This window comes from Microcoleus sp. M2_D5 (assembly GCF_036701935.1).
In the GTDB taxonomy this organism is placed as follows: Bacteria; Cyanobacteriota; Cyanobacteriia; order Cyanobacteriales; family Microcoleaceae; genus Microcoleus.
In genome coordinates, this window is the sequence record NZ_JAUBRP010000037.1 from 40305 (window position 1) to 64245 (window position 23941).

The 23941-nt window shown below is 46.5% G+C and carries 23 protein-coding genes; 14 read left to right on the top strand and 9 right to left on the bottom strand.

Going from position 1 to position 23941, the window contains the following annotated elements:
• Positions 1–47: 47 nt before the first annotated feature.
• A complete protein-coding gene (locus tag QUA50_RS16830; protein ID WP_333265176.1) occupies positions 48–968 on the bottom strand; it encodes a glycine betaine ABC transporter substrate-binding protein in 921 nt (306 codons plus the stop codon).
• Between the two features lie 163 nt (positions 969–1131).
• On the opposite strand from QUA50_RS16830, the gene QUA50_RS16835 reads away from it, so the two are divergent.
• Together QUA50_RS16835 and QUA50_RS16840 are read left to right on the top strand one after the other, a co-directional pair.
• Positions 1132–2499, top strand: a complete 1368-nt coding sequence (locus QUA50_RS16835) for an aldehyde dehydrogenase (RefSeq protein WP_333265177.1) — start codon at positions 1132–1134, stop codon at positions 2497–2499.
• 291 nt (positions 2500–2790) lie between these two features.
• Entirely contained in the window at positions 2791–3234 is a 444-nt protein-coding gene (locus QUA50_RS16840; RefSeq protein ID WP_333265178.1) for a 4a-hydroxytetrahydrobiopterin dehydratase, read from the top strand.
• A gap of 26 nt (positions 3235–3260) precedes the next feature.
• Here QUA50_RS16840 and QUA50_RS16845 read toward each other — a convergent pair whose 3' ends face one another.
• Positions 3261–3995, bottom strand: a complete 735-nt coding sequence (locus tag QUA50_RS16845; RefSeq protein ID WP_333265179.1) for a response regulator transcription factor — start codon at positions 3993–3995, stop codon at positions 3261–3263.
• Positions 3996–4222: 227 nt separating this feature from the next.
• Here QUA50_RS16845 and QUA50_RS16850 point away from each other — a divergent pair, with 227 nt between their 5' ends.
• Both QUA50_RS16850 and QUA50_RS16855 read left to right on the top strand, forming a co-directional pair.
• Positions 4223–4465 carry a hypothetical protein gene (locus QUA50_RS16850; RefSeq protein WP_333265180.1) on the top strand — a complete coding sequence of 81 codons (243 nt, stop codon included), beginning with the start codon at positions 4223–4225 and terminating at the stop codon, positions 4463–4465.
• 125 nt (positions 4466–4590) lie between these two features.
• Positions 4591–4845, top strand: coding sequence for a DUF6761 family protein (locus QUA50_RS16855; protein ID WP_333101986.1), 255 nt, complete (start codon positions 4591–4593; stop codon positions 4843–4845).
• Positions 4846–5131: 286 nt separating this feature from the next.
• On the opposite strand, the gene grxD is transcribed toward QUA50_RS16855, so the two are convergent.
• From grxD to QUA50_RS16870, 3 genes are all read right to left on the bottom strand, one after another.
• Entirely contained in the window at positions 5132–5455 is a 324-nt protein-coding gene (grxD, locus tag QUA50_RS16860) for a Grx4 family monothiol glutaredoxin (protein WP_333265181.1), read from the bottom strand.
• A 200-nt stretch (positions 5456–5655) separates the two neighbouring features.
• Positions 5656–5916, bottom strand: coding sequence for a BolA family transcriptional regulator (locus tag QUA50_RS16865; RefSeq protein ID WP_333265182.1), 261 nt, complete (start codon positions 5914–5916; stop codon positions 5656–5658).
• Between the two features lie 42 nt (positions 5917–5958).
• Positions 5959–6582, bottom strand: coding sequence for a hypothetical protein (locus tag QUA50_RS16870; protein ID WP_333265183.1), 624 nt, complete (start codon positions 6580–6582; stop codon positions 5959–5961).
• Between the two features lie 327 nt (positions 6583–6909).
• Between QUA50_RS16870 and QUA50_RS16875 the strand changes: the two genes are divergently transcribed.
• Complete coding sequence (locus QUA50_RS16875; protein WP_333265184.1) at positions 6910–7128, top strand: hypothetical protein; 219 nt, start codon at positions 6910–6912, stop codon at positions 7126–7128.
• A 137-nt stretch (positions 7129–7265) separates the two neighbouring features.
• The gene (locus QUA50_RS16880; RefSeq protein ID WP_333265185.1) at positions 7266–9593 is read left to right on the top strand and encodes a S8 family serine peptidase; all 2328 of its coding nucleotides are present in this window, start codon (positions 7266–7268) and stop codon (positions 9591–9593) included.
• A gap of 370 nt (positions 9594–9963) precedes the next feature.
• On the opposite strand, the gene QUA50_RS16885 is transcribed toward QUA50_RS16880, so the two are convergent.
• Together QUA50_RS16885 and QUA50_RS16890 are read right to left on the bottom strand one after the other, a co-directional pair.
• Complete coding sequence (locus QUA50_RS16885; RefSeq protein ID WP_333265186.1) at positions 9964–10695, bottom strand: WecB/TagA/CpsF family glycosyltransferase; 732 nt, start codon at positions 10693–10695, stop codon at positions 9964–9966.
• A 202-nt stretch (positions 10696–10897) separates the two neighbouring features.
• A complete protein-coding gene (locus QUA50_RS16890) occupies positions 10898–11035 on the bottom strand; it encodes a hypothetical protein (protein ID WP_333128877.1) in 138 nt (45 codons plus the stop codon).
• A 111-nt stretch (positions 11036–11146) separates the two neighbouring features.
• Between QUA50_RS16890 and QUA50_RS16895 the strand changes: the two genes are divergently transcribed.
• The 3 genes from QUA50_RS16895 (at position 11147) to QUA50_RS16905 (ending at position 16359) form a co-directional block, all read left to right on the top strand.
• Positions 11147–14356, top strand: a complete 3210-nt coding sequence (locus tag QUA50_RS16895) for a glycoside hydrolase family 15 protein (RefSeq protein WP_333265187.1) — start codon at positions 11147–11149, stop codon at positions 14354–14356.
• A 132-nt stretch (positions 14357–14488) separates the two neighbouring features.
• Positions 14489–15334, top strand: a complete 846-nt coding sequence (locus QUA50_RS16900; protein WP_333265188.1) for a TdeIII family type II restriction endonuclease — start codon at positions 14489–14491, stop codon at positions 15332–15334.
• A gap of 74 nt (positions 15335–15408) precedes the next feature.
• Positions 15409–16359 (top strand): PmeII family type II restriction endonuclease, encoded by a 951-nt coding sequence (locus tag QUA50_RS16905; protein WP_333265189.1) that lies wholly within the window; start codon positions 15409–15411, stop codon positions 16357–16359.
• Between the two features lie 45 nt (positions 16360–16404).
• Here QUA50_RS16905 and hisB read toward each other — a convergent pair whose 3' ends face one another.
• Together hisB and fabI are read right to left on the bottom strand one after the other, a co-directional pair.
• Complete coding sequence (gene hisB / locus QUA50_RS16910) at positions 16405–17043, bottom strand: imidazoleglycerol-phosphate dehydratase HisB (protein WP_333347534.1); 639 nt, start codon at positions 17041–17043, stop codon at positions 16405–16407.
• A gap of 506 nt (positions 17044–17549) precedes the next feature.
• Positions 17550–18326: an enoyl-ACP reductase FabI gene (gene fabI / locus QUA50_RS16915; RefSeq protein WP_333265191.1), complete on the bottom strand. Its 777-nt coding sequence runs from the start codon at positions 18324–18326 to the stop codon at positions 17550–17552.
• A gap of 329 nt (positions 18327–18655) precedes the next feature.
• Between fabI and ntcA the strand changes: the two genes are divergently transcribed.
• From ntcA to QUA50_RS16940, 5 genes are all read left to right on the top strand, one after another.
• Positions 18656–19321: a global nitrogen regulator NtcA gene (gene ntcA / locus QUA50_RS16920; RefSeq protein WP_333272220.1), complete on the top strand. Its 666-nt coding sequence runs from the start codon at positions 18656–18658 to the stop codon at positions 19319–19321.
• Between the two features lie 77 nt (positions 19322–19398).
• Positions 19399–21090 (top strand): DUF3084 domain-containing protein, encoded by a 1692-nt coding sequence (locus QUA50_RS16925; RefSeq protein WP_333265192.1) that lies wholly within the window; start codon positions 19399–19401, stop codon positions 21088–21090.
• Between the two features lie 128 nt (positions 21091–21218).
• A complete protein-coding gene (locus tag QUA50_RS16930) occupies positions 21219–21359 on the top strand; it encodes a hypothetical protein (RefSeq protein WP_333433659.1) in 141 nt (46 codons plus the stop codon).
• Between the two features lie 162 nt (positions 21360–21521).
• A complete protein-coding gene (locus tag QUA50_RS16935; protein ID WP_333265193.1) occupies positions 21522–22655 on the top strand; it encodes a formylglycine-generating enzyme family protein in 1134 nt (377 codons plus the stop codon).
• 732 nt (positions 22656–23387) lie between these two features.
• On the top strand, positions 23388–23783 hold the full coding sequence (locus QUA50_RS16940; protein ID WP_333265195.1) for a pre-16S rRNA-processing nuclease YqgF: 396 nt from the start codon (positions 23388–23390) through the stop codon (positions 23781–23783).
• The last annotated feature ends 158 nt before the right edge of the window (positions 23784–23941 follow it).

Below are 23941 nucleotides of genomic sequence, written 5' to 3' on the forward strand. Positions count from 1 at the left end.
TAAGCTGCTACGCCTATAAAGTGAACTTTTAGGAGAGAAACTACCCATTACTTTGCGCTAGGTGCGGGCTTTGAGTCGCCCAACTTTTGCTGCAAAAAATCCCGGGCCACTTGTCCCGCTTCCTGCCGTTCCCCGTCAACTTGATAGTTGAGTTTCCGCATATCTTCCTCGGAGATTTTACCGCCCAATTCTGCGAGAACTGAACGCAATTCCGGGTATTTTTCCAAAATTTGCGATCGCACAACGGGAACTGCTTCGTAGGGCGGGAAATAGCCCTTGTCATCTTTGAGAACTACTAAACCTAAACTTTGAATCAAACCGTCCGTCGTATTGCCAGCAATCACATCTACTTCTTTTTGTTGCAGCGCTTGGTAAAGCAATCCTAACAGCAACTCCTTCGGTTGTTCTCGAAATTTAATCCCGTAAGTTTTAGCCAATCCGGGAAACCCATCTTCTCTCTCGTTAAATTCTGGGCCGAAACCAGCCCGGAGGTTAGGTGCAGCTTTCCCAAGTTGCGAGAGAGTTTGTAGATTGAGTTTTTTGGCATCGTCTCCCCGCACAATAATCGCAAAACTGTTATTAAATCCCAGCGGTTGCGTCCATTCTGCTTTAAACTGTTTGGGATATTCTTGTTTGAGGTAATCGAGGACTTTTTTGGGGTCAGAAATCGGTTTCTGTTTGAGCAGGTTGGCGTAAGCAGTACCCGTGTATTCGACGTACAAATCGATTTTACCCGCTGTTAGGGATTGATGGCAAAGCGAACCTCCCAGATTCAGTTCTCGTTCTACTTTGATATCTGTTTTAGCTTCGATATGGCGTGCTAAAATTTCGGCGAGGATGACTTGTTCGGTAAAGTCTTTCGAGCAGATGACAACTTGCTTTTCGGGCTTAGAGGTACATCCTGCTACTGCAAGCAAGCAAAGCAGCCAGCAGGAATAGAAAAAAAAATCGTTCTTAGATATTTTCATGACTTAACTCAAATTAAGCATCTACAATTAATACCTTATAAGTTATAGCATAAAGCCCCGATCGCAGACTTTTTCAAGAGGTCTGCGCTTTAACACCGATCGCACTTTACCCAACTTCCGTTTCCCTGTTGTAACATTTATTTATAGACATGGAGGACAAAAAATGGTAATCAGCGTCAGCGATATTATCCAGCGGCAGCGGCAATTTTTTGCGACTGGGAAAACTAAGGATGTGGATTTTCGGATCGAACAACTCAAGAAGCTTAAAAGTGCGATCGCTTCCTATCAATCACGGATTGTGGATGCTGTCAAGGCTGATTTGAACAGGCCGGAGTACGAGGCTTATTTTGAAATTGCTGCGATCGCAGAAGTTAATTATGCCATCAAAAACGTTAAATCGTGGGCCAAGCCGAAAAAAGTGCCTGCTTCGATCGATCAATTCCCAGCATCGGCCCGCATTTACCCAGAACCTTTGGGCGTTGTTTTGATCGTCGGGCCTTGGAATTACCCATTTCAGCTAATGATATCACCCTTGGTCGGGGCGATCGCCGCAGGCAACTGCGCCATCCTCAAACCTTCTGAAATCGCCTCGCACACGTCGGCAGTTGTCGCCGACATGATATCTAAAACCTTCGATCCCGCCTATATAGCCGCCGTCGAAGGAGGAGTCGAAATCAGCCAACAATTATTAGCCGAAAAATTCGACCACATCTTCTTTACAGGCGGCACAAAAATCGGTAGAATAATCATGGAAGCCGCCGCCAAACACCTGACACCTGTGACATTAGAATTGGGCGGCAAAAGTCCTTGCATTGTAGACTCAGATATTCAAGTTGAATACACTGCGAAACGCATTGCGTGGGGCAAATTTATCAATGCCGGTCAAACTTGTATCGCTCCAGATTACCTGTTAGTCGATAAAAAAGTAAAACCCGATTTGATGCAGGCAATTAAAACAGCAATTCACGGATTTTACGGCGACGATCCGCAGAAAAGTCCCGACTATTCCCGAATTATCAATCAGCATCATTTAGGACGTTTGGCAGAGTTTATCAAAGACGGAGAAGTTGTCGTCGGCGGTCAAACAAACCCAGAAGATAAATATATTGCACCGACGGTTCTCGACAAGGTTTCCTGGGATGCGCCTGTGATGAAGGATGAGATTTTCGGGCCGATTTTGCCAGTTTTGGAGTATGATGATTTCGGGGAGGCGATCGCCAAAATCAACGCCCGCCCCAAACCCCTAGCTTTGTATTTGTTCTCCAAAGATAAAGAGAAACAAGAGCGAGTTTTACGGGAAACTTCTTCGGGGGGAGTTTGCATAAACGACACAGTTATGCAAGTCGGAGTAACAAGTTTACCTTTTGGCGGAGTTGGCGACAGCGGCATCGGCACATATCACGGAAAAGCAAGTTTTGACACTTTTTCGCATCAAAAAAGCGTGCTGCAAAAGTCATTTTTACTTGACTTAAAATGGCGGTACGCTCCCTATCTAGGTAAGTTGGATTTAATTAAGAAAGTTATCGGTTGATCGATCGCACTTGCAGGGGCGGGTTCACCAACGTTTACAGTATCAGCGAGATAGCCAAATCAACCCGCCCCTTCCTGATATTATCGGTTAAGCGATTCCACGGTGAACGATTATTTCCCTAAATTTTAAATGATTGCTCATCTGTTTTTTGAACGATTTCGATCGCAATGTCTGCCTTGTACCATTCTCAATAACAGGCAAGATGCCTGTTCCACAAAGAGTGAATTTCTTGTGGGGAGTAAGGTTGGGCATCCTACCCGCCCATAAAAAGCTTATTAAAAATGGTGCAAGATGTCTATCCTAAATGACAGTTGCCCATCCACAACAATCCACATTAGAAATGTCTATAATATCTTTGATAATCCGATCGCTAACAAGCAATTTATGGAACCTTTAGCAACAGAACGCTGTGCAGCCTGCCGCCCAAACTCTCCCCGCGTCACAGCTTACGAAATTGTCCAGCTAAAACCTCAAATTCCCGACTGGAATTTCATCGAAAAAAATGGCATTCCCCAAATAGAACGCACCTACGAATTCCCGGATTTCAAAAGTGCGATCGCCTTTACAAACAGCGTCGGCGAAGCAGCAGAAACTGAAGGACATCACCCCGCACTGTTAACCGAGTGGGGGAAAGTTACCGTTACTTGGTGGACTCACGCGATTTCTGGACTGCACCGCAATGACTTTATTATGGCAGCCAAAACCGATGCGATCGCCAATCAATTCCCCAAATAAAATCAGACTTATAGCCCGATCGCAGTCTAAGAAAGCACCGCCCTGGGCACTGGGGAATGCGGTTGATTGGCATTATTCAACAACTCCAGATTCAGTCGGTAGCCGACATTCCGTACAGTTTGAATCAGGCTCGGCTGTCGCGGGTCGATTTCTATTTTTTTACGCAGAGAGAGTACGTGAGTGTCGATCGTCCGGGGGTTATCAATAGCATCAGGCCAGGCCCGACGCAGCAAATCCGAGCGCGACAGCGGCACTCCTCCAGCTTGAGCCAGCACGTACAGCAGGCTAAATTCCTGGGGAGTCAGCTCAATATGTTCCTCGTACAACCTGACTCGGCGCTGCACCAAATCAATTTTCAGCAGCCCGCACTCCAGCGTCGCCGGCGGTATCATCGTGCGGTTGCGGCGCATCAGAGCTTCCACCCTCGCCATAAACTCTTGCATCCCAAAGGGTTTAGTCAGGTAATCGTCTGCCCCCGCCTTCAAACCTTCAACAATATCCGATTCCGAATTCCGCGCCGACAGCATCAAAATCAGCGACTGCTGCTGCTGTTGCAGCCAGTGGCAAAATTCCAAACCGTCCCCATCGGGCAATTGGGCATCTAGAATGACTAGGGTTGGCTGGCGGCTGAAAAATATTTCCCTAGCGTGACTGATATCCGCTGACTGGTGCACCCAGTGACCGACTTGCTGTAGATGCCAGCCCAAGAGCGATCGCAGGTGCGGATTCCCTTCAACAATTGAAATACTTGCAGATTCCACAGAGGCGAGCTTCCCATATCACTAATTGCTACAAGGTTAACAGAGCTTTTGTCAAGCTTTTGTAACCATCGCTACTCAAGCATGAGCTGCGTTTAAAGCAGCGGACATACTTAGGGTAGGAATTTTAAAGATTGAGTGAATTTGGCAGGGTCAGCCTGCAGAATGGTTAAATCACTTTGGCGATGAGCTTACAATGAAAATAAGACAGTGTAAAGCCGATCGATCCCATGCCCCAACCGCCTGCCAAAAGCGATCCCCCCGACCCAGCCCCCACTCCCAGGAGGTTGACAAATCGCGCAAGTGAAACTAAAATTCCTCCAACCGTTCGCTCGGTAGCCGGAACACTCAGCCACTTAGACCGCAAAATTCAGCAAAATCCCGACTGCATTAAACGCACAGCGAATGCTCTAGGTGCGCGCACAAAGTCGAGCAACTGCATTGCCACGAGTGAAATTTTTTATGGAGGGTAGCCTGTTGAGCAGGGTAAAAACTTTTATTTAGAAATAGCCTCAAGCTGAGCCACTCAGCATCAATCGAGGCCATTCCTAAATCCCGCCGTCATTATACAAACCACAAAGGATTTCAAACTCACACCATGCTACAAGACACCCAAACAATCCGGCACTACCAAAAACTCACCGACGCCCTCGTCGAAATGTGGAACAGAGGTTATCGCTTCGATGACCTGCGGCTTTACTTAGACGGGTATTTAGCAGCCCTGCGACATTCCAACAGTTTGGAGCCCTATCTGATTCACAGACTAGAGGAAGAAGCAGCGCGTTACATTCACGACCCCTCCAATTTTGCGATGCCACAGACACAGACACAGGCTGAATCAGACTACTATTAAATAGCAAATTCGGTTTGATAAACCCTTGATGATTTGGGAATTGGGAATTGGCCAAAGAGGGCATCGGCCAAAGAGGGCATCGGGAATTGGAAATTTAACTGGTTCCCAGGCTATCTCTGTCTGGGAACAGATGTCCAGAGGCTCTGCCTCGCTTTCGGAGGCGGAAAATGAACGCAGAGCCTGGACACAAGTAATTAAGTAAATTAACTTAATTCAACGTAAAACCCGATTGCTGTTATATCCCTGACTTCTTAAAGAAGTCGGGGATATGTTTTTTCTGTCTAATTTAAGAAGCCAAAGCCACTTCTACAATTTCTTGCAATTCGCCCTTTTGATACATCTCGATCATAATATCCGAGCCACCAATAAACTCGCCGTTGATATAAACTTGAGGAATTGTCGGCCAGTTGGAATACTCTTTAACGCCTTGACGAATTTCCTGGTCTGCCAAAACATCAACAGTTTCGTAAGGCACTCCCAAAGTATTGAGAATTTGCACCACAGTATTAGAAAAACCGCACTGGGGCATTAACTTATTGCCCTTCATAAACACCATGATTTTGTTTTGCTTAACCAACTCGTCAATTCTTTGATGTGCTGTTGTACTCATGGTAGATCCTAATATTGTTTGAAAAATTTTAAACCTTGACTGAGGCAGAAACCGGGTTTTTTACCAAAATCTCTCGTTACAGCCATAGATTCCGGTGGAAAAACCCGGTTTCTTTGGGTTTTGTGCGTAAGTCCAGCAGTTGTATTTCAAGCAACTCTTGACACCAGCACAAACTTGTGATACCACTTGCAAGTCAACAATTAAGCAACTTGATTTTTAGCTTCCCATTCTGCGGGAGTTAAGGTTTCCAAGCCCAAAGCGTGGATTGCTTCACTAGCCATTGCCTGCTTGAGAGCGCCGTAAACCAGTTGGTGCTGCTGTACTCGGCTTTTTCCTTCAAAAGCGGCAGAGACTACTCTCGCCTGGTAGTGGTCGCCACCGCCAGTCAAATCGTTAACTTGTATTTTAGCGTCGGGCAACCCTGCCTTAATCATTTCTGCTACTTGAGACGGTGTAACCATTGGTTTCTCTGATAAACGGCTGTAATTTAGATTTTAGTGGAACTATTTTTTCGATGAGCTCGGTTGACTGCTGGCAGGCCGGGGAAAGGGCGAATCCACAAAACCCAATTCCAGTAACTGCTGGTAAGCTTTCTTGCCCAAATCGCGAGTTGGCTGCTGCGATCGAATAATCTGAATCAGCAGGGGCACAGCCAGTTCGGGCTTATTTTGTGCCCGGTGTACCAACGCCAGCCGGTAGGTAGCTTCGTCGCGCATTTGGGCTGTTTCTACAGCTTTGGTGCGGTGGCTTTCCGCCAAGCGGATGTCAATTCCGGCAAAACTGCTACCGAGTTGTTGGTAGAAGTTGGACAGTTGATTGAAAATTTGGCGGGATTCTTGCAGCTTTTGAGTAGCGAGTGCGTAATTCTGAGAGGAAATAGCACTGCTGGCTTCTGTCATCAAACGCTGGCCTCCTGGGACGCTCAGCAAGCTGCTGTCTTGCGTCAGAGGGCGAAGATTGTTGAGGTCTGTGGGGTCGTCGGCGGGATCGACTTGCTGTTGGTTCTCTGGCCCAGAAGGTTGTTGTGCTTGGACTTGGAGCGGTTGCAACAGGGTAAAAGCTGCGATCGCCCCGATCGTAATCCGGGCAGTGGAGCGAAGCCAGCAAACAGTTCCAGAGTATACCATGAAATTACTTTGCGCCTGTGCGCTTTAAAAAAATATTTAGCTTGAGCCGATCTTACCATTGGCGATCGCAACCGGCTAAGTGTAAACCAAATTTGTTGAAATGTCAAAGGGTGCGATCGATTTTGGATTTTAGATTTTGGATTTTAGATTTTGGATTGAACAAGGAAATCGCGGGGGGTGGGACATATCCCGGCGATTTAGTCCAGGACGCAGAAACCGGGTTTTTTTACCTAAATACTGCATTTGAGGCTTTAAACCTGGTAAAAAACCCGGTTTCTTTGGTATTTGATGCGTAAGTCCCGATCTAATTCAACAATGGAATGAACCATGAATATCGCAATTGAAAAAACAGCTTACGGTCAACTGCTGGCTAAATCTCAGCCTAAGCCAATTCTGGATGTTGCACCATTCTCGCTGAACAGGCTTTTCGGCCTGTTCCACAAGAAAATTTATCTTTTGTGGAACAGGCCGAAAAGCCTGTTCCTAAAAGGCTTATTGACAATGGTGCAAGATGTGAGTTTGAGGGATTTGCTGAATCATTGTTAATAAGCCTTTTACGGGCGGGCTAGAAGCCAAACCCCAACTCCCCACAAGAAGAAAATTCAGTTTTTGTGGAACAGGCATCCTGCCTGTTAATCGAGAATATAGTAAGACTGGAGTGAAATTAAACAAAAGCATTTCTGATGGTACAACCAAACAAACCGACCTCCGACACTCTCCAAAATTATCAAGGAATTGGAGTTCCAGAAGAAAGTCTGCCAGTGGTTTTACAGCGCGGCGGCGATGAATTGCTGCTGTCAAAAGCGGACGATCGCTTTACAGTCCGCCCCTCACCAACAGCATCAGCCTCAAACGATTGGGCTGCAACAACTGGGGCAAAACTCAACCGCCGCATCGGCCAAAGTAATCTCGAAGAATATCTCGTTGCGCCCTCTAACCTAGAAGCAGCAATGCAAGCAGCCCGCGCCAGCGATGCTGTAGCTTTTGCCAGCCACGTCTATTGCCCAGCCAACAATCCCAGTACATTCTTTTATTTAACCGACCAAATTACGATTCAATTTGGCGAACAAGTAGACGAACAATCGCGAAAGACGATCGCCAATGCAGCAGCTTTAAAAATAGTCCGACCAGTAGAAGGAATTCCCAACACTTTCGTCTGCTTCGTCACAAAACAAGCAACAGAAAACCCGGTCAAAATTGCCAACCGCCTGACAAGATATCCAGAAGTTCTCGTAGCAGAACCCAACATTGTAGTAGAGACGCAGCAGCATTACACGCCCCGCGATCCGCTTTATCCCAAACAGTGGTATCTCAACAACAAAGGCGGCAAGGAACTTGTCGGCGGTGCTCAAATTTATGCAGAACCAGCTTGGAACCTGACTCGCGGAGTTCGATCGATCGTAATAGCCATCGCCGACGATGCAGTTGACATCACCCACCCAGATTTTCAAGGCCAAGGCAAAATCGTCTCACCCATCGATTTCAAAGAGGGCGACACCTCCCCGATGCCAGTCGCCGACTCAGACAACCACGGCACAAGTTGTGCCGGCGTCGCCGTTGCAGAAGAAAACGGCAAAGGCATTGTCGGCGTCGCCCCCGGCTGCGCCCTGATGCCCATCCGTACCACGGGTTTTCTCGATGACGATTCTGTCGAAAAAATGTTTAATTGGGCGATCGAAAAAGGGGCCGCTGTCATTTCTTGCAGTTGGGGGCCTGGGGCAGTTTACTATCCCCTTTCCCTGCGGCAGAGTGCGGTCATCACCAAAGCAGCAACCCAAGGGCGGGGCGGCAGAGGCTGCGTTATTCTGTTCGCAGCCGGCAATGCCAACCGCCCAGTCAACGGTACTGTTAACGAGAAAGGCTGGCCCAACAACGTCGTGGAGGGTCAAACTAGATGGCTGGCAGGATTTGCCGTTCACCCAGACGTAATTGCCGTCAGCGCTTCCACTTCCCTCAACAAAAAAGCAGCTTACAGCAATTGGGGCACCAGCATCTCGGTTTGCGCCCCCAGCAACAACGCGCCGCCGGGAACTTGGTTGCCAGAAACCGGATTTATCGGCACGCCGCCGGAGGTGACGCAGTATTTGCCCGGTTTGGGGGTGTTTACTGCCGATCGAGTGGGCGATCGGGGCTACGATTGGGGGGACTACACTGATACTTTTGGCGGTACTTCCAGCGCCACTCCAGTAGTCGCTGGCGTTGCAGGGTTGATACTTTCGGCTAACCCCCGTTTGACGGCGCGGGAAGTGCGGGGAATTCTCGAACAAACTGCTGAGAAAATTGTCGATCCCGATCCCGATCCCCAGTTAGGGAATCGCATGGGAAATTACGATCCTAACAGCGGCCGCAGCGATTGGTTTGGTTACGGGAAAGTGAATGCTTTTAAAGCTGTGCAAGCTGCGGTTAGAAAGGGCGGCGGCAATCCGAATATCGGGGGTTTGGTGTTCAGCGATATTACTGGACATTGGGCACAGAAGTTTATTGAAGCTTTGGCGGCGGCGAATATAATTAGCGGTTTTCCTGACGGTTCTTTTCGGCCTGATGATAGTTTAAACCGCGCTCAATATGCGGCGCTGTTGGTGAGTGCGTTTAGTCCGATTCCGAGGGTGTCGGCTACAAATTTTATTGATGTTTCTGCTAGTTTTTGGGCGAGAAGTGCGATCGAACGGGCTAATCGGGGGGGGTTTTTGGCGGGGTTTCCGGGGTTGAAGTTCGGCCCGAATCAGAATTTGACTAAGGCTGATGCGATCGTGTCTTTGGTTAACGGTTTGGAACTTAAGGGTGGCAATCCTGATTCTTTGAAAGTTTACACCGATCGTTCTCAAATTCCTAATTATGCTTTGAGTGCGATCGCCGCAGCAACTGCTTTGAAGATTGTAGTTAATTATCCTTCCCGCGATTGGCTTTCGCCGCTTCGGGATATTACCCGCGGTGAGATTTCGGTTTTGATTTACCAGACTTTGGTGGCGATTAATCGGGCAAAGGCGATCGATTCTCCTTACATTGTGTAGCGAGTTCCGAACACTAGACAAGATGCCACAGATATTTGATTGATAAGAAAACCGCAGATGTAAGGCAGATAAACGCAGATGAACGCAGATAATTGTCTGATTTTTGGCGAATGAGTGCAAGAATTCTATTGAAACTAGCCCTACTTTTACTTGTGTTAATTTACTAAGATTGTTTCCAGTAAATCAACCACAATTATTTTAGGGGCTGGTTCACCAACTATCTGTAATATCCTCCCTATATCGGTAAAACCGCCCATACCAAACCGGAAGACTAGACAAGATTGCATTAATTCCCAAACAATCTTAAAATCATCTGCGTCTATCTGCGTCTATCTGCCTTAAATCTGCGGTTACTATATTAATCCAATTTTCAACCTCTAAAATCCCCCAAAGCTTTCAATGCAAATTGCGGCAAAGCTAACATCCTGCGCCACCGCCAAGGTTCTTGATAAAGCCGGTACAGCCATTCTAAATGATTGTCGCAAAACCAAGCAGGCGCGCGGTCTTTTGTTCCCGCCCAAATATCGAAACTGCCGCCAACTCCCACCCAAATTGAATCAGGGCAAAGGTGTCGGTGTTCGGCAATCCAAAATTCTTGGCGCGGCACTCCCAAGCCTACAAAAATTAGTTTTGGCTGCATTTTTTTGAGGCTTTCACGGAAGTCTTTTTCTTCATCTGCAGAAAGATAACCGTGCTGAGAAGCAATTGACAATCCGTTAACTTTTTGCTGCCAAGTTGCTGCCGCAGCCTCCGCAACTCCGGGGGAACCTCCAAAGAAAAATATTGATTCAGAATTTGGCAATTTTCCGGCTGCTTGTAGCAGCGATTCTGCTAATTCAATCCCCGGATACCGCTGTGCCGGTTTGCCGCGCATTCGCAAGTACAGCACCACTCCCGAACCGTCGGGAATTACCAGTTCCGCTTTGCGAATTACATCTGCTAAAGCCGGATTTTTCTCGGCTTGCATCGCCATTTCAGCATTCAGCGTCACGACGTGACTTCCCAACCCTTGATGCAGGCGCTGCATCAGCCAACCTGCATAATCATCTAATATGTGAACTGGTAGTCCCAGCACTGAAAATTGCGCCTGCGATCGATCCATATTTTTTTCTTTGAGATTCCTACACACCTAGTTATTTAAATTAGCTTAGATTGGCGATCGATGCTAGACTACTTTTGGACGCAAAAAACCCGGTTTGTGCCACAAAGATTCTGTTAAGTCATCATTCCGTGGCCCAGAAACAGGGTTTTTTGTACGCGGCGCGCAAGTCCATTAGAGTTAGGCTGCCAAGTGCGATCGCTCATTAGTGTTCGATTTTTTTGACAGAGCCGTCGGCGTACCATTCCATCGGTACGAGTTCAATTTTACCATTAATTTTCACTGTAGAGTAGACAACTTTCACGAAAGGAACGCTGTTGTTATTGTTGTTGCGGCTAGACATGGCAATCACCTTGTTGTGTTTGCAAAACTTGAGAAATAATCTGAACTCTGATATATTTAAAATTCTATTCAGCGCAAATCTACTCGCATCAGGAAAAACAAGGAAAACGAAATGGCGATCGCAAAAAACCAGCGGCAAACCAGGTTAGATTATTACTACGAGCAAATCAAAACCATCATCCTCAAGCGCCAGAACCCAGTTACAGGTTTGCTGCCGGCGAGTACCGCCGTTAACGCCCACGGCGACTACACCGATGCTTGGGTGCGCGACAATGTGTACAGCATTCTCGCGGTTTGGGGTTTGGGTTTAGCTTACCGCAAAATTGATGGCGATCGGGGCAGGACATTTGAACTCGAACACAGCACAGTCAAACTGATGCGCGGCTTGCTGTTTTCGATGATGCAGCAATCGAGCAAAGTAGAACATTTTAAAAATACTCAGTCGCCGCTAGATGCCCTCCACGCTAAATACAATACTCAAACTGGAGGTATTGTTGTCGGTGATGACAAGTGGGGACATTTACAGTTAGACGCTACATCTATATTCTTATTAATTCTTGCTCAAATGACGGCTTCCGGGCTGCACGTAATTTTTACAATTGATGAAGTCAATTTCGTGCAAAATTTAGTTTACTACATCGGTAGAGCCTACCGCACGCCGGATTACGGAATTTGGGAAAGAGGTCATAAAATCAATCGCGGCAATGCAGAGTTGAATGCCAGTTCAGTTGGCATGGCAAAAGCAGCGCTGGAAGCAATAAACGGTTTAGATTTGTTCGGAATTAAAGGTTCTCAAGCGTCAGTTATTCACGTTTTGCCAGACGAAATTGCCAGAAGCCGCATAACTTTGGAATCGCTTTTGCCTCGCGAATCTAGTTCAAAAGAAGTAGATGCGGCTTTATTGAGCGTGATTAGTTTTCCGGCTTTTGCTGTGGAAGATCGAGAATTAATAGAACGGACTAGAAATAAGATTATTGACAAATTGCAAGGAAAATACGGCTGCAAGAGGTTTCTGCGGGACGGACACCAAACAGTTTTGGAAGATGCCGATCGCCTGCACTACGAAGCCACAGAATTAAGGCAGTTCGAGCACATTGAATGCGAGTGGCCGCTATTTTTCACTTATTTATTCTTGGACGGCATATTTCAGGGAAATCAAGCCCAAGTGCAGGAGTACCAGCAGCGTTTGGAATCTCTGACAGTCGATCGCTCTGGTGTGCCGCTACTACCAGAATTGTACTACGTCCCCGCCGAAAATATTGAAGCAGAAAAGTTAAATCCCAGCAGCCAGCAGCGCTTACCAAATGAAAATATTCCCCTAGTTTGGGCGCAAAGTTTGTATTTTCTCGGTCAATTGCTAAATGAAGGATTAATCGCAGTTGGCGACATCGACCCCCTGGGAAGGCACCTATCAGTCGGCCAACACAGAGAACCTTTAGTGCAAATTGCACTGTTAGCTGAAGACGAAGATTTGCAAGCAGAATTAGCGGCTAACGGCATTGCGGCGCAAACTCCAAAACAGGTAGAACCTATTCAAGTCCGCCAGACTAAAGAATTATCAGCTATTTACACCCAAATTGGACGCAACGACCAATTAGGCTTAACAGGCCGCCCCGTGCGCCGTCTGCGGAGTTTGACAACTTCTCGGGTGTTTAAAATTCGCGATGAGGCGATCGTATTTCTCCCCTCATTTTTGGACAGACAAGAATTTTACCTAACTCTAGATTACCATTTTCTAGTATCTAAAATCAAAAGCGAAATAGCTCACATTCACCGCCACTGGTATCAGTTGGGACGCCCCACGGTAACGCTGATGCTGACTCATACCATGCTGGAAACTGGGCGAGAAGCGTTGTTAGAATTAATGAAAGAACTCCGGGACGGACACTGCAACAACACGCCAGTTAAACTCGGAAATCTCAAGCAGTTAATGCTGACCGCTGGCACCGAAAGAATTGATTTCATGCACGATTTTCAATTTACCGAATCTCCGGTGACAGGTGCAGTAGAAACGCGCAGCTATCTAACTTACAATCCTGAAAAAACTTGGCCTTTGGGTCACACGCAAGAATTTAAATTAGAGTGCGAAACTAATACTCAATTCTTGCTAACTAGCCTGCGCGCTTCAGAAAATTTGTACGAACAAATTGAGTTGCTGCACACGTTAGTTCGACTCAAAGGATTAAATTTTGATACAGGATTTGGAGGTGCAGAACAAACAGTTAAAGTAGTGGATTTGCTCAACGAAGTTTATACAAAAGCTGGAGAAAGTTCGCAATCAAAAATCCAATGGGCAGTCATCCGCCATGCGGCAGGTTTGCTGGACAAAGTTGATATCAGCTTGTCGGATGCGGTGACAGACATTTTGGTGCGGCAAAAACAGATTGCTGTGGGGAAAGCCTACAGCGAAGATTCGATAATTTCGCGGCCGGGATCTTACACGGAAGTGATGGACAAAATTCGCCAATTCTGCGGAGAAGACATTCGCGATCGAGTTCTAACTCAAGAAGTTCTCATCTACCTAGGCTTGCTAATTAAAGCCGAACCGCAGTTATTTAAAGGCTTGCTGACGCTAAGAGTTAGCTACTTTATTTTGCTCTTAACCAGCGAATTAGCCCGCGAGTTGCAAGTTACGCAAAATGAAGCTTACGAATATTTAATGCAGCTAAGTCCCTTTGAAATCAAAAATCGCCTGCGCCAAGTGTTGGCAGAATACGAGGAAATGAATCAAATCCTCAAACAGCAAGAATCCCTGCGCGTCAAACAGCCGGAAAAAGATATTGAATGGGTAGTAGCGCCAGTTTCTGAAGAACCAACAATGCCTGCGGGAGGATGGCGCCGGAAGCGGCAAATGGAAGGTGCAGTCAATCGCGTACCGAAGGATTTTTATCCGAGTGTTTGGGGACTGCTGCGGCACTGCAAAGGCTTGATAATTGGCGACAAATTAGAGCGGCGCAATCGGTTAGACAGCCATATCATTTTATCGGAAATGACACCCGGTGAAAAGAATTTCGCGCTACAAATTGAGCATTTGCTGAATAAAATTGTGGCGCCGGAATACCGACAAGTCAATATAGAGGCGCTGATGGAGTTGGCAGCGATCGCCCAGCGCAACCCTGAATTGCAAGTAGAAGAATACATCGTTTTAGATGTATTAGTCGGTCACGCAGTCCGGCTGAATTGGCAAGGAAAATACCCGGAAAGAGCCGATAAATACGACGAAGATAAAGCGGCGGCTTGGCAAGGATTTTACAATACTTCGCCCTACGTTTGCGCGAGTCACGTACTCGATGCTTTCCGATTCTTAACGAAGTTTGGATAGATCATTCGGCGGTTGAAACCGCAACTACACAAACGAAGTCCGCCTACGCGGACTAAGAAATAAGGGAGTAAGCTTGATTTTGTCTCACAGTTTTGTCACAAGTCTAGTCAACAGAATATTTGCAGTAAAATAATGTCAGCCATTAGCTCAACTACCCGCGTCATAATCAAAGCATACTTAGCAGTTTTCATCGAAAACCTTGTCAATGAATACAGAGGACGGCTAATACCGAAACTTGATATTCCAGCAGCATATTTATCTTCCCCATCCTCTACAGAACAATCGGAACTTTTACAAACTGCGCTCGTCCCGTCCGAGTTGCTCAGAATTAACGAGTTTGAAAGAGCTTTCAGCAGCCGCTTGGGCACCACCTATGAAGAATGTGCCAAACTCATTGCTTTGGAACATCACAGAGAAGCAAGCAGAAGCTATGAAATTTCGGGTGACGTTAGCGTAGAGGCTATCAATGAAATTGAGCGTCAGATAGCGCTATTTGAGCAGTCAGCAGACAAAAATGCAACTAAACCTGCTTTTGAAGAAATGATCCAAGCTGTTCTTGAGGCTCAAAAAACGAACCATTTAGTTAGGCGATCGGTCAAAGTCAAAGCAGATTTGTACGTGCTATCTCATGACGGGAGAAAATTTTTCTTTGAAATTAAAGGATCGAAACCCAACAAAAGACAATGCTTGGAGGTAATTCAACGACTGCTGAGATATCATTTACTGTGCGGACTGTCTCGGCCCGATGCTCAATCTTATTATGCTATGGCTTACAATCCTTACGGGCCAAATCGTTCAGATTATAAATGGTCAGTGGCAAGGAAGTACACGCCCTTTGAACAAGCTGTCATTATGGGACATGAGTTTTGGAATATTATAGGGGGAGAGACTGCCTACGAAGAACTTTTGGATATATATCAAGAAGTCGGGCGGGAGAAGGGTAAGTATATGCTTGATGCTCTTGCTTTTGGATTTTAGTAAAGTACGAATTTCTTCTCAGCTTTCTCTTTTCATTTAAGTAATATTTAAAGCAGAGTCTAGGAGAAATAAAAGTGTCAGAGCAACTTCATGAATTATTAGCCTTTGTTTTAGAAAAAGAAGTAGGACTCCCTGCCAGAAAGTCTCGCTCTTTCGCCAGTCACTTTGCTGAGTTAGAAGAATTTTTTAACTTAGAAGCTGCAACACTCAGAAACGGCATCAGCAGCATATCGGGCAAAAGAGGGATCAGATTTACTCCCGATGAGATTGAACGCATTTTAGCATTTATATCTTCAGGCAAGCTGTCGCTGCAACTTACTATCGCTGAAAATTTTTTAGCCAGCATTTGTCGAGATTTTACTGGGCGACAGCTAGTTATGGTTGAAAATCTGACTTTAGGGAAAATTCATCCCAACCCATTTTTAATTAGGGCCTTAAATCTGGACACTCCCGAAGAAGTTGTTAGGCTCAATGTTTATATGACTGCTACTAGGTCTATTGTCACTTCAATGGGATTTTTTATCCAAAAACTATTGATATCTTGCTCTGAAAGTGCAGAAAGTCCACCCGGTAAGTCAGGATGGGACGCAATTAAAACTACCAGCGATGGCGAGAAATGCTGGATACAGGTAAAAAGCGGCCCGAATGATATGGATAAAGACCCGATAGTATATTGGGCTGCCAAAATTGAGGAAAAAATTCAGGAGGGCGATCGCGCTTATATTGGTATAGCTTACGGTAAAAGAACTAATAAAACTGTAACACTTGGTTTACTGAAGCAAATTTTGCCAAATTCGGAAATGATCACTTTAATAGGTCGAGAACTGTGGGATTTTGTCAGTGAAGATACTCGCTATACTGTGAATCTGTTTGAAGTTTTGCGTCAGTCGGCTAGTCAAATTTTAGCACAAAGTTCTATTGATGAAGCTATAGAAAGGTGTAGCGATCGAATCATCGCTGAATTTATCGGAAAGTACGGCGAGGGAAGTCAAGGCGTTTTTAACTATATAGCAGATATATTTTGATTTACAGGTTAGTAGTAGCGCCCAAACGCTACTACTAACCCCATACTACAAAACTCCTTTAGAACTCGGAATCCGACTGGCGCGCCGCGGATCGATTTCTACCGCCATCCGCAGAGCTCGCGCAAATGCTTTAAATGCCGCTTCCACAATGTGATGAGAATTTCCCCCCTGCAACTGTCGAATGTGCAGTGTCATCTGAGTGTGGTTCACCACCGCTGAAAAAAACTCTTTCACTAATTCGGTATCGTAAGTGCCGATCCGCTGGTTGGGAATTTCCAAGCCGTAACTTAAGTGAGGCCGTCCCGAAAAGTCTAGCACTACTTCAATTAAAGCTTCATCCAAAGGTGCGATGAAATGCCCGAAGCGAGAAATGCCCGATCGATCCCCGACAGCTTTTGCTAGGGCTTGGCCCAAGGTAATTCCCACATCTTCGTTAGTGTGGTGGTCATCAATCTCCAAATCCCCGATCGCCTGCACGTCCAAATCGATCAATCCGTGAGAAGCAATCTGGTGCAACATATGGTCTAAAAACGGAATCCCCGTAGACGCCTTGCAAGTTCCCACACCGTCGAGATTGAGGCTGGCCGTGACATCCGTTTCCAGTGTCGTGCGTTTCACCAAAGCGGCCCTAGCTGGTTGAACTGAACTTGCAGGAGGCACAGAAGGGCGATCGATTATCTCCATAATTCGCAATTGGTCATTCATTAGTTATTGATAATTAGTAATTTGAGAACGGGATTTTTTTAGTGTTGAGTCTCAAGCGGGGGGCTGGTTCTGCATGCAACTGACATCAGATACCAATGTCAATCAAGGGATTTTTGGTGGGTGGGGGCGGGTTTATTTAACCTGTCTGTCACCGGAGAAACTTTTTGGTGAACCCGCCCCTACAAGTTCTTGAAAATGGTGCAAGAAGATGCGGGTGGGTGGGGGCGGGTTTATTTAACCTGTCTGTCACCGGAGAAACTTTTTGGTGAACCCGCCCCTACAGGTTCTTGAAAATGGTGCAAGAAGATGCGGGTGGGTGGGGGCGGGTTTATTTAACCTGTCTGTCACCGGAGAAAGTTTTTGGTGAACCCGCCCCTACAGGTTCTTGAAAATGGTGCAAGAAGATGCGAGATAAAACTTACTTGTTATAGTTAAAGTTTATTGTCTCAACCCGCCCCTCCATAACTCAAAATTCTCGACAACTGTTACATTCCCATGATTTGGTAACCGGCATCGACATACAAAACTTGACCCGTAATCCCGCTAGCGAGATTGCTGCACAGAAAAGCCGCAGCATTTCCCACTTCCTGCTGAGTCACCGTCCGCCGCAGCGGGGCCACTTCTTCAACGTGGTGGATCATGTCCAGAATACCGCCAACTGCTGACGAAGCCAGAGTCCGAATCGGGCCCGAAGAAATTGCATTTACTCGAATATTTAACGGGCCGAGTTCAGCAGCCAGATAGCGAACATTCATTTCCAAAGCCGCCTTAGCAATTCCCATCACATTATAATTAGGAACTACCCGGACGCCGCCCAAATAAGTCAGCGTCACAATACTGCCGCCCTCGGCCATCAGGGGTTTAGCAGCAGCACAAAGCCGCACCAGCGAGTAAGCGCTAATATCCAAAGCATTGGAGAAACCTTGGCGCGAGGTGTTGGTGAAGTCTCCCGAAAGTTCGTCCTTGCCGGCAAAAGCCAGACAGTGGATCAGGACATCTAACTTGCCCCACTTGTCGGCGATGGTTTTAAAAGTAGACTCAATTTCGCTCTCGTCTTGGACATTGCAGGGCAAATACAGACTGGGATTGAGCGGTTCCACCAGTTCAGCGACTTTACGCTCGTGCTTGCCTTTCTCGTCCTTCAAATAAGTTATGCCGAGGTTGGCTCCAGCTTTGTGGAGCTGCTGAGCGATGCCCCAGGCGATCGAGCGATTGTTGGCAATGCCCGTAACAAGAGCATTTTTTCCGGTCAAATCTATCATCTGTAGTTTATCTAAAAGCAACTTGCACCGTTCTCATTGGCTATATCTGACAACCCCGCCAGTTTAGACACAACTGATTCAGATTTAACTGATTCAGACACAATTGAGACACAATTGAGACACAATTGATATTAATTTTGCTGTGGAGCTACATGGGGGCGGAATTGAAAAAGTTAAGAGAAGGGCTAGATTTAATCATACAGTGCGTGTTTACCTTAACATTAGATGGAAGTAACAGAATCCTTGGATATTGGAGGTTGGGCAGTATATTTACTCAATAAGGTTAATCGGCAAGTTATAAAGTATTGATTAGTACAAAGGATCTAGTCGTGACGCATGATAGACCGCTAGCAGCCGTGTTCCGCCAAATCAGCGGCGGGGCGTTTCCACCCATTGTGGAAACTTTTGAACGGGGCAAGACAATTTTTTTCCCTGGAGACCCGGCTGAGCGCGTCTACGTTCTCATTAGAGGTGCTGTGAAGCTCTCCAGGGTTTACGAAGCAGGGGAAGAAATTACAGTCGCCCTCCTGCGCGAAAATAGCGTATTTGGGGTGCTGTCTCTGATTACGGGACACCGATCGGACAGGTTTTACCACGCGGTAGCCTTTACGCCGGTAGAGTTGATCTCGCTGCCGATCGAACAAGTCGAGAAAGCGCTCAAGGAAGACCCGGAATTGTCTATGGTGATGCTGCGGGGACTGTCGTCTCGGATTTTGCAAACCGAGATGATGATTGAAACGCTGGCGCACCGAGATATGGGTTCGAGACTCGTCAGCTTTTTGCTGATTCTGTGCCGGGATTTTGGCGTGCCGGGGGCTGAGGGGATTACGATAGATTTGAAGCTGTCCCACCAGGCGATCGCCGAAGCGATCGGCTCGACGCGGGTAACTGTGACTCGTTTGCTCGGGGATCTCAGGCAAGAAACCATGATCTCGATCCACAAGAAAAAGATCACAGTCCACAACCCGGTGGCCTTAAGCCAGCAATTCACTTGATGCCGAGAAAGTATCGGATTTTGGATTTTGGATTTTAGATTCAATCCAAAATCCAAAATCCAAAATATAAAATCGGAATGACTGCTGGATACATCCTGGTATTTGTAATTTTAGTGTTGGGGGGTGTGATCGCCACTGTCAGCGATCGCCTTGGGACGAAAGTCGGCAAGGCAAGGTTGAGTTTGTTCAAGCTTCGCCCCCGCGATACTGCTGTTGTTGTGACAGTTATGGCCGGCAGCATCTTGTCAGCACTGACTCTGGGCATTTTGTTTGCGACTAGCAAGCCGCTGCGAACCGGAGTTTTTAGAATAGACGAGATTCAAAAAAGGCTCAACAACGCCCGCCGGGAAATCAACCAGGCCACTCAAGAAAAAAATCGAGTTGAAACTGAATTAGCTCAAGCTTTGGCCGCTCAAGCGCAAGCTAGAGCCAATTTAGAGCAAATTAATCAATCCCTCCAAGCAGCTAATGCCGAGCAAGCTCGGACGCAAACAAAATTAAACTCGCTGCGCGATCAGCTCAACAGCGTGCAAGCAGCCAAGTCTAAAACTGAACAGCAGTTAAGTCAGGTAGAAGCTGCTAAATCTCAGACAGAAGAACAGCTCAGCAGCGTGGAAGCAGCTAAATCCCGCACCGAAGAACAATTGAAACTGGTGGAAACGATCCGATCGACTACACAAGCTCAGCTCGATCGCACCGAGAACCAATTGAAAACAGTTTCTGCTCAAAAAACGACTTTAGGCTCGGAAATCGCCCAACTGCAAGAAGAGCGCCAACAGTTAATCGAGCAGCGAGAGCAGGTAAAAACTCAAATAGCCCAGCGCGATCGAGAAATTGCCAAGCGAGACGCAGAAATTGCCCAGCGGGACAAGGAAATTGTCGATCGCAACGAACTAATTGCCCAGCGAGACAAGGAAATTGCCCAGCGAATGCAAAATCTCGCCGAGCGCGATCGAACTATTGTCGAGCGCGACAAAGTAATTGCCGAGAGGGAAGCACTGTTAGAAACCTTGGCACAGCAACAAGCTCAACTCGAACAGCAACAAACTTTATTGCAGCAACAAGTGCAAGTTTTGGAACGGGACTTTCAGGCAATCCGCGAGGGTACAGTTGCTATCAGGCGCGGTCAAATTTTAGCTGCTGGCGTCGTTCGCATTATCGAACCCGGTATGGCGAGTGGCGCGATCGATCGACTTTTGCAAGAAGCAAATAAAACCACCGTCGGACTCATGCAGCCGGAAAATACCAAGGTTAGAGACCAAGTTATTCAAATTACTAAAGCAGAAATCGATCAACTAATTAGTCAGATTAAAGACGGTCAAGACTACGTGGTGCGAATTGTCGCCGGCGCTAATTACCTGCGGGAAGAAAAGCTAATTAAGGTATTTGCAGAAGCAGAAATCAATCGAGTTGTGTTCCGCGCTGGAGATGTGATTGCAGGGGTTGCTGTCGATCCGGTGACTTTAACCGACGAACAGGTGCGACTGCAGTTGCTGCAATTGATAGAAGCTTGTCAATTTCGCGCTCGCCTAATCGGTATTGTCGGCGGTAGAGTTCAAGTGGCAGACAATCAGATTGAAACTTTAGCTGGTTTTATCGAGCGGTTGCAGCAGTACGATAAACCGCTGGACGTTCAGGCGATCGCGGCCGATGTCGCTTACATCGCCGGCCCGCTTAAAATAGATTTAGTTGCTCGTGAAAACGGAGCCGTTGTTTTTCGCACCGGACAACAAAAAGCCGGCCCAGGAGATTTGAAAGTTAAAAAATAAGTGCGATCGACTTATCGAATTATAGCAAAAATTTTGGGCGATCGAATTACAATTTTGCTTGACTTTTTCGCGCCCTTGACATATCATTAAATCATGGGAATCCGTGCCGCCATATATATAGCAATCGTATGGTGCGTCGCCACCAAAAATCTGGAAGCACCACCAACAATCTCACAGCGACGCACCATACCCAATTAGTAGGGTGTGTCGCCACCAAAAATCTGGAAGCACCACCAACAATCTTACAGCGACGCACCATACCCAATTAGTAGGGTGTGTCGCCACCAAAAATCTGGAAGCACCACCAACAATCTTACAGCGACGCACCGCACCGCTAAGAGCGCAAAGAAAGAAACGAAGAATCGAACCCTGAGATATTGACATCACAAAACAAAATTTTGCTCAATTAAAATGCAGGAGCGTGCGGTGTAATGTCAGACAATCAAAATGAACCCAGAGAATACGATGCCGTCCGTGGCGGTCAAAATTTAATTCCTGTCAATGCGGCGGTACTCGGAGGCATTCCCGGTGTTAAAAGCCGCTTAGCCTCACCCATTGTCGAAGTGAGAATCGCCGCCCTCTCCGAAGCACTCAAATATGGAGAAGCTGGCTTAGATGTGATAATGCAAGCCTTGCGCGAGGAATCAATGCAGGTGAAACTTGCTGCCTATTCACTCCTGAAAGATAGAGATGATTTAAAGATAAAACCGCAGTTTCAAGACTATCTCCCTACATTTGAATTTGATGTCATCACAGTGGATGCTGAAGGAAAAGAAAACAGTCGTAGAAAGTATGCGGCTCATTACTTCCCGGAAGACTTAGGTAATGGAGTTGTGCTCGAAATGGTTTACATTCCCGGAGGCACATTTATGATGGGTTCGCCAGAAACAGAGCGAGATAGAAAAGATAAGGAAAGTCCGCAGCATCAAGTAACATTACCAGCTTTTTATGCAGGAAAATACCCCCTCACCCAAGCACAGTACCAAGCAGTTATGGGAAATCATCAATCGGAGTTTAGAGGTGAAAAACTTCCTGTAGAAAACGTAAGCTGGAATCAGGCTGTAGAATTCTGCCGGAAACTTTCTGAAAAAACAGGCAAGATTTATCGCTTACTTTCGGAAGCAGAATGGGAATATGCTTGTCGCGCCGGAACTATAACACCTTTCTATTTTGGCGAGACAATTACCACGGATTTAGTTAATTATAACGGTTATCAACCCTATGGTGCAGCGCCCGAGGGACTTGTTCGCAGACAAACGATAGATGTAGGGAGTTTTGGCCCGAATGCCTTTGGACTTTATGATATGCACGGTCAGGTCAGCGAATGGTGCAGCGATAAGGTGCACATTAACTATGACGGCGCACCGATTGACGGAAGTTCTTGGGAAACTGGAACAAGTAGTGGCGGAGTGCTGCGTGGAGGTTCGTGGAGGAGCGGTGCGGTCAATTGCCGTGCTGCCTTCCGCAGCTTCTTCCCTCGGCGCTACTCGGGCTTTTTGGGCCCGTGCAGGGGTTTTCGTGTAGCGGTTGCTTTGGCTGTCCCTTTCTCCCTGTCTTATCTGTGAGGACTCTTCTTGACTCTTTAGCCCTTTTCCCTGTTTCCTGTTTACCCTCTTGCGCCCGCTTTAATTTTTTTTTTTTGCACTCATCTTTGCACCCGATTCAAGATAGTAGGGTGCGTCGCCATCAGTAATTTGCAAATCAAATCGACAATTTCATAGCGACGCACTGCCTGCACAGAGGTGAGAGAAACCGGGTTTTTGCACAGAGGTGAGAGAAACCGGGTTTTTTCGATAAATCCAAACTGGGAAGCAAATATTGTGGCAAAAACCCGGTTTCTGATTTGTGCGCGTTGCTGTGAGAAACCGGGTTTTTTCGATAAATCCAAACTGGGAAGCAAATATTGTGGCAAAAACCCGGTTTCTGATTGCTGCGGGGGGCAAAAGAAACCGGGTTTTTTCGATAAATCCAAACTGGGAAGCAAATATTGTGGCAAAAACCCGGTTTCTGATTGCTGCGGGGGGTCAAAGAAACCTGGTTTTTTCGATAAATTAAAACGGGGAAGTAAAGATTGTGGCAAAAACCCGGTTTCTGATTTTAGGCATTATATGGCCGCACGGATTCCCATGATGATATGATATGTCAATCCAATAAAAAAGTCAAGTAAAATAAGTACGATCGCCCGCAAAGATTTTGAGACATTCAAGAATGCAAGTATCAGATTAGATATAGGTTAGCGATTGAGTTGACTGGCGCTCGATCGCAACTACAAACTTATTAACACAGGACTCATAAATATGATTTTAGGTTTCGATCCGGGTAAAGACAAATGCGGCATAGCTGTAATGGGTAGAGATAAGAAGGTCTGCTACCATCAAGTTGTGCAGTCAGAATCAGCCATATCTACGATTCAATCTCTGTGCGAACAGTTTTCGATTGAGTTATTGGTGATCGGAGATCAAACGACTTCTAAGAGTTGGAAACAAAAACTAACGCAGAGTTTGTCGCCTGCGCTCAAAATTGTTCAGGTGGACGAGAGGTACAGCAGTTTAGAAGCGAGGGAACGCTACTGGCAAATGTACCCTCCGACGGGACTTTCGCGCTTGATTCCCCAGGGAATGCGGACGCCACCGAAGCCAGTGGACGATATTGTGGCGATCGTCTTGATTGAGAGGTATTTGAACAAAAGTTAGTCAATCTTATAACCGTTACCATTGATTCTCTTGGATTATTAAGGAATCAATATGTTTTGGTGCCTCTTAAATTTTTAACTTAGGATCGCGAATTAAATAACTTACAATTTTAATTGTTATTGTGGGATGGGCGTCCCGCCCGTCCACTCATGACGGGC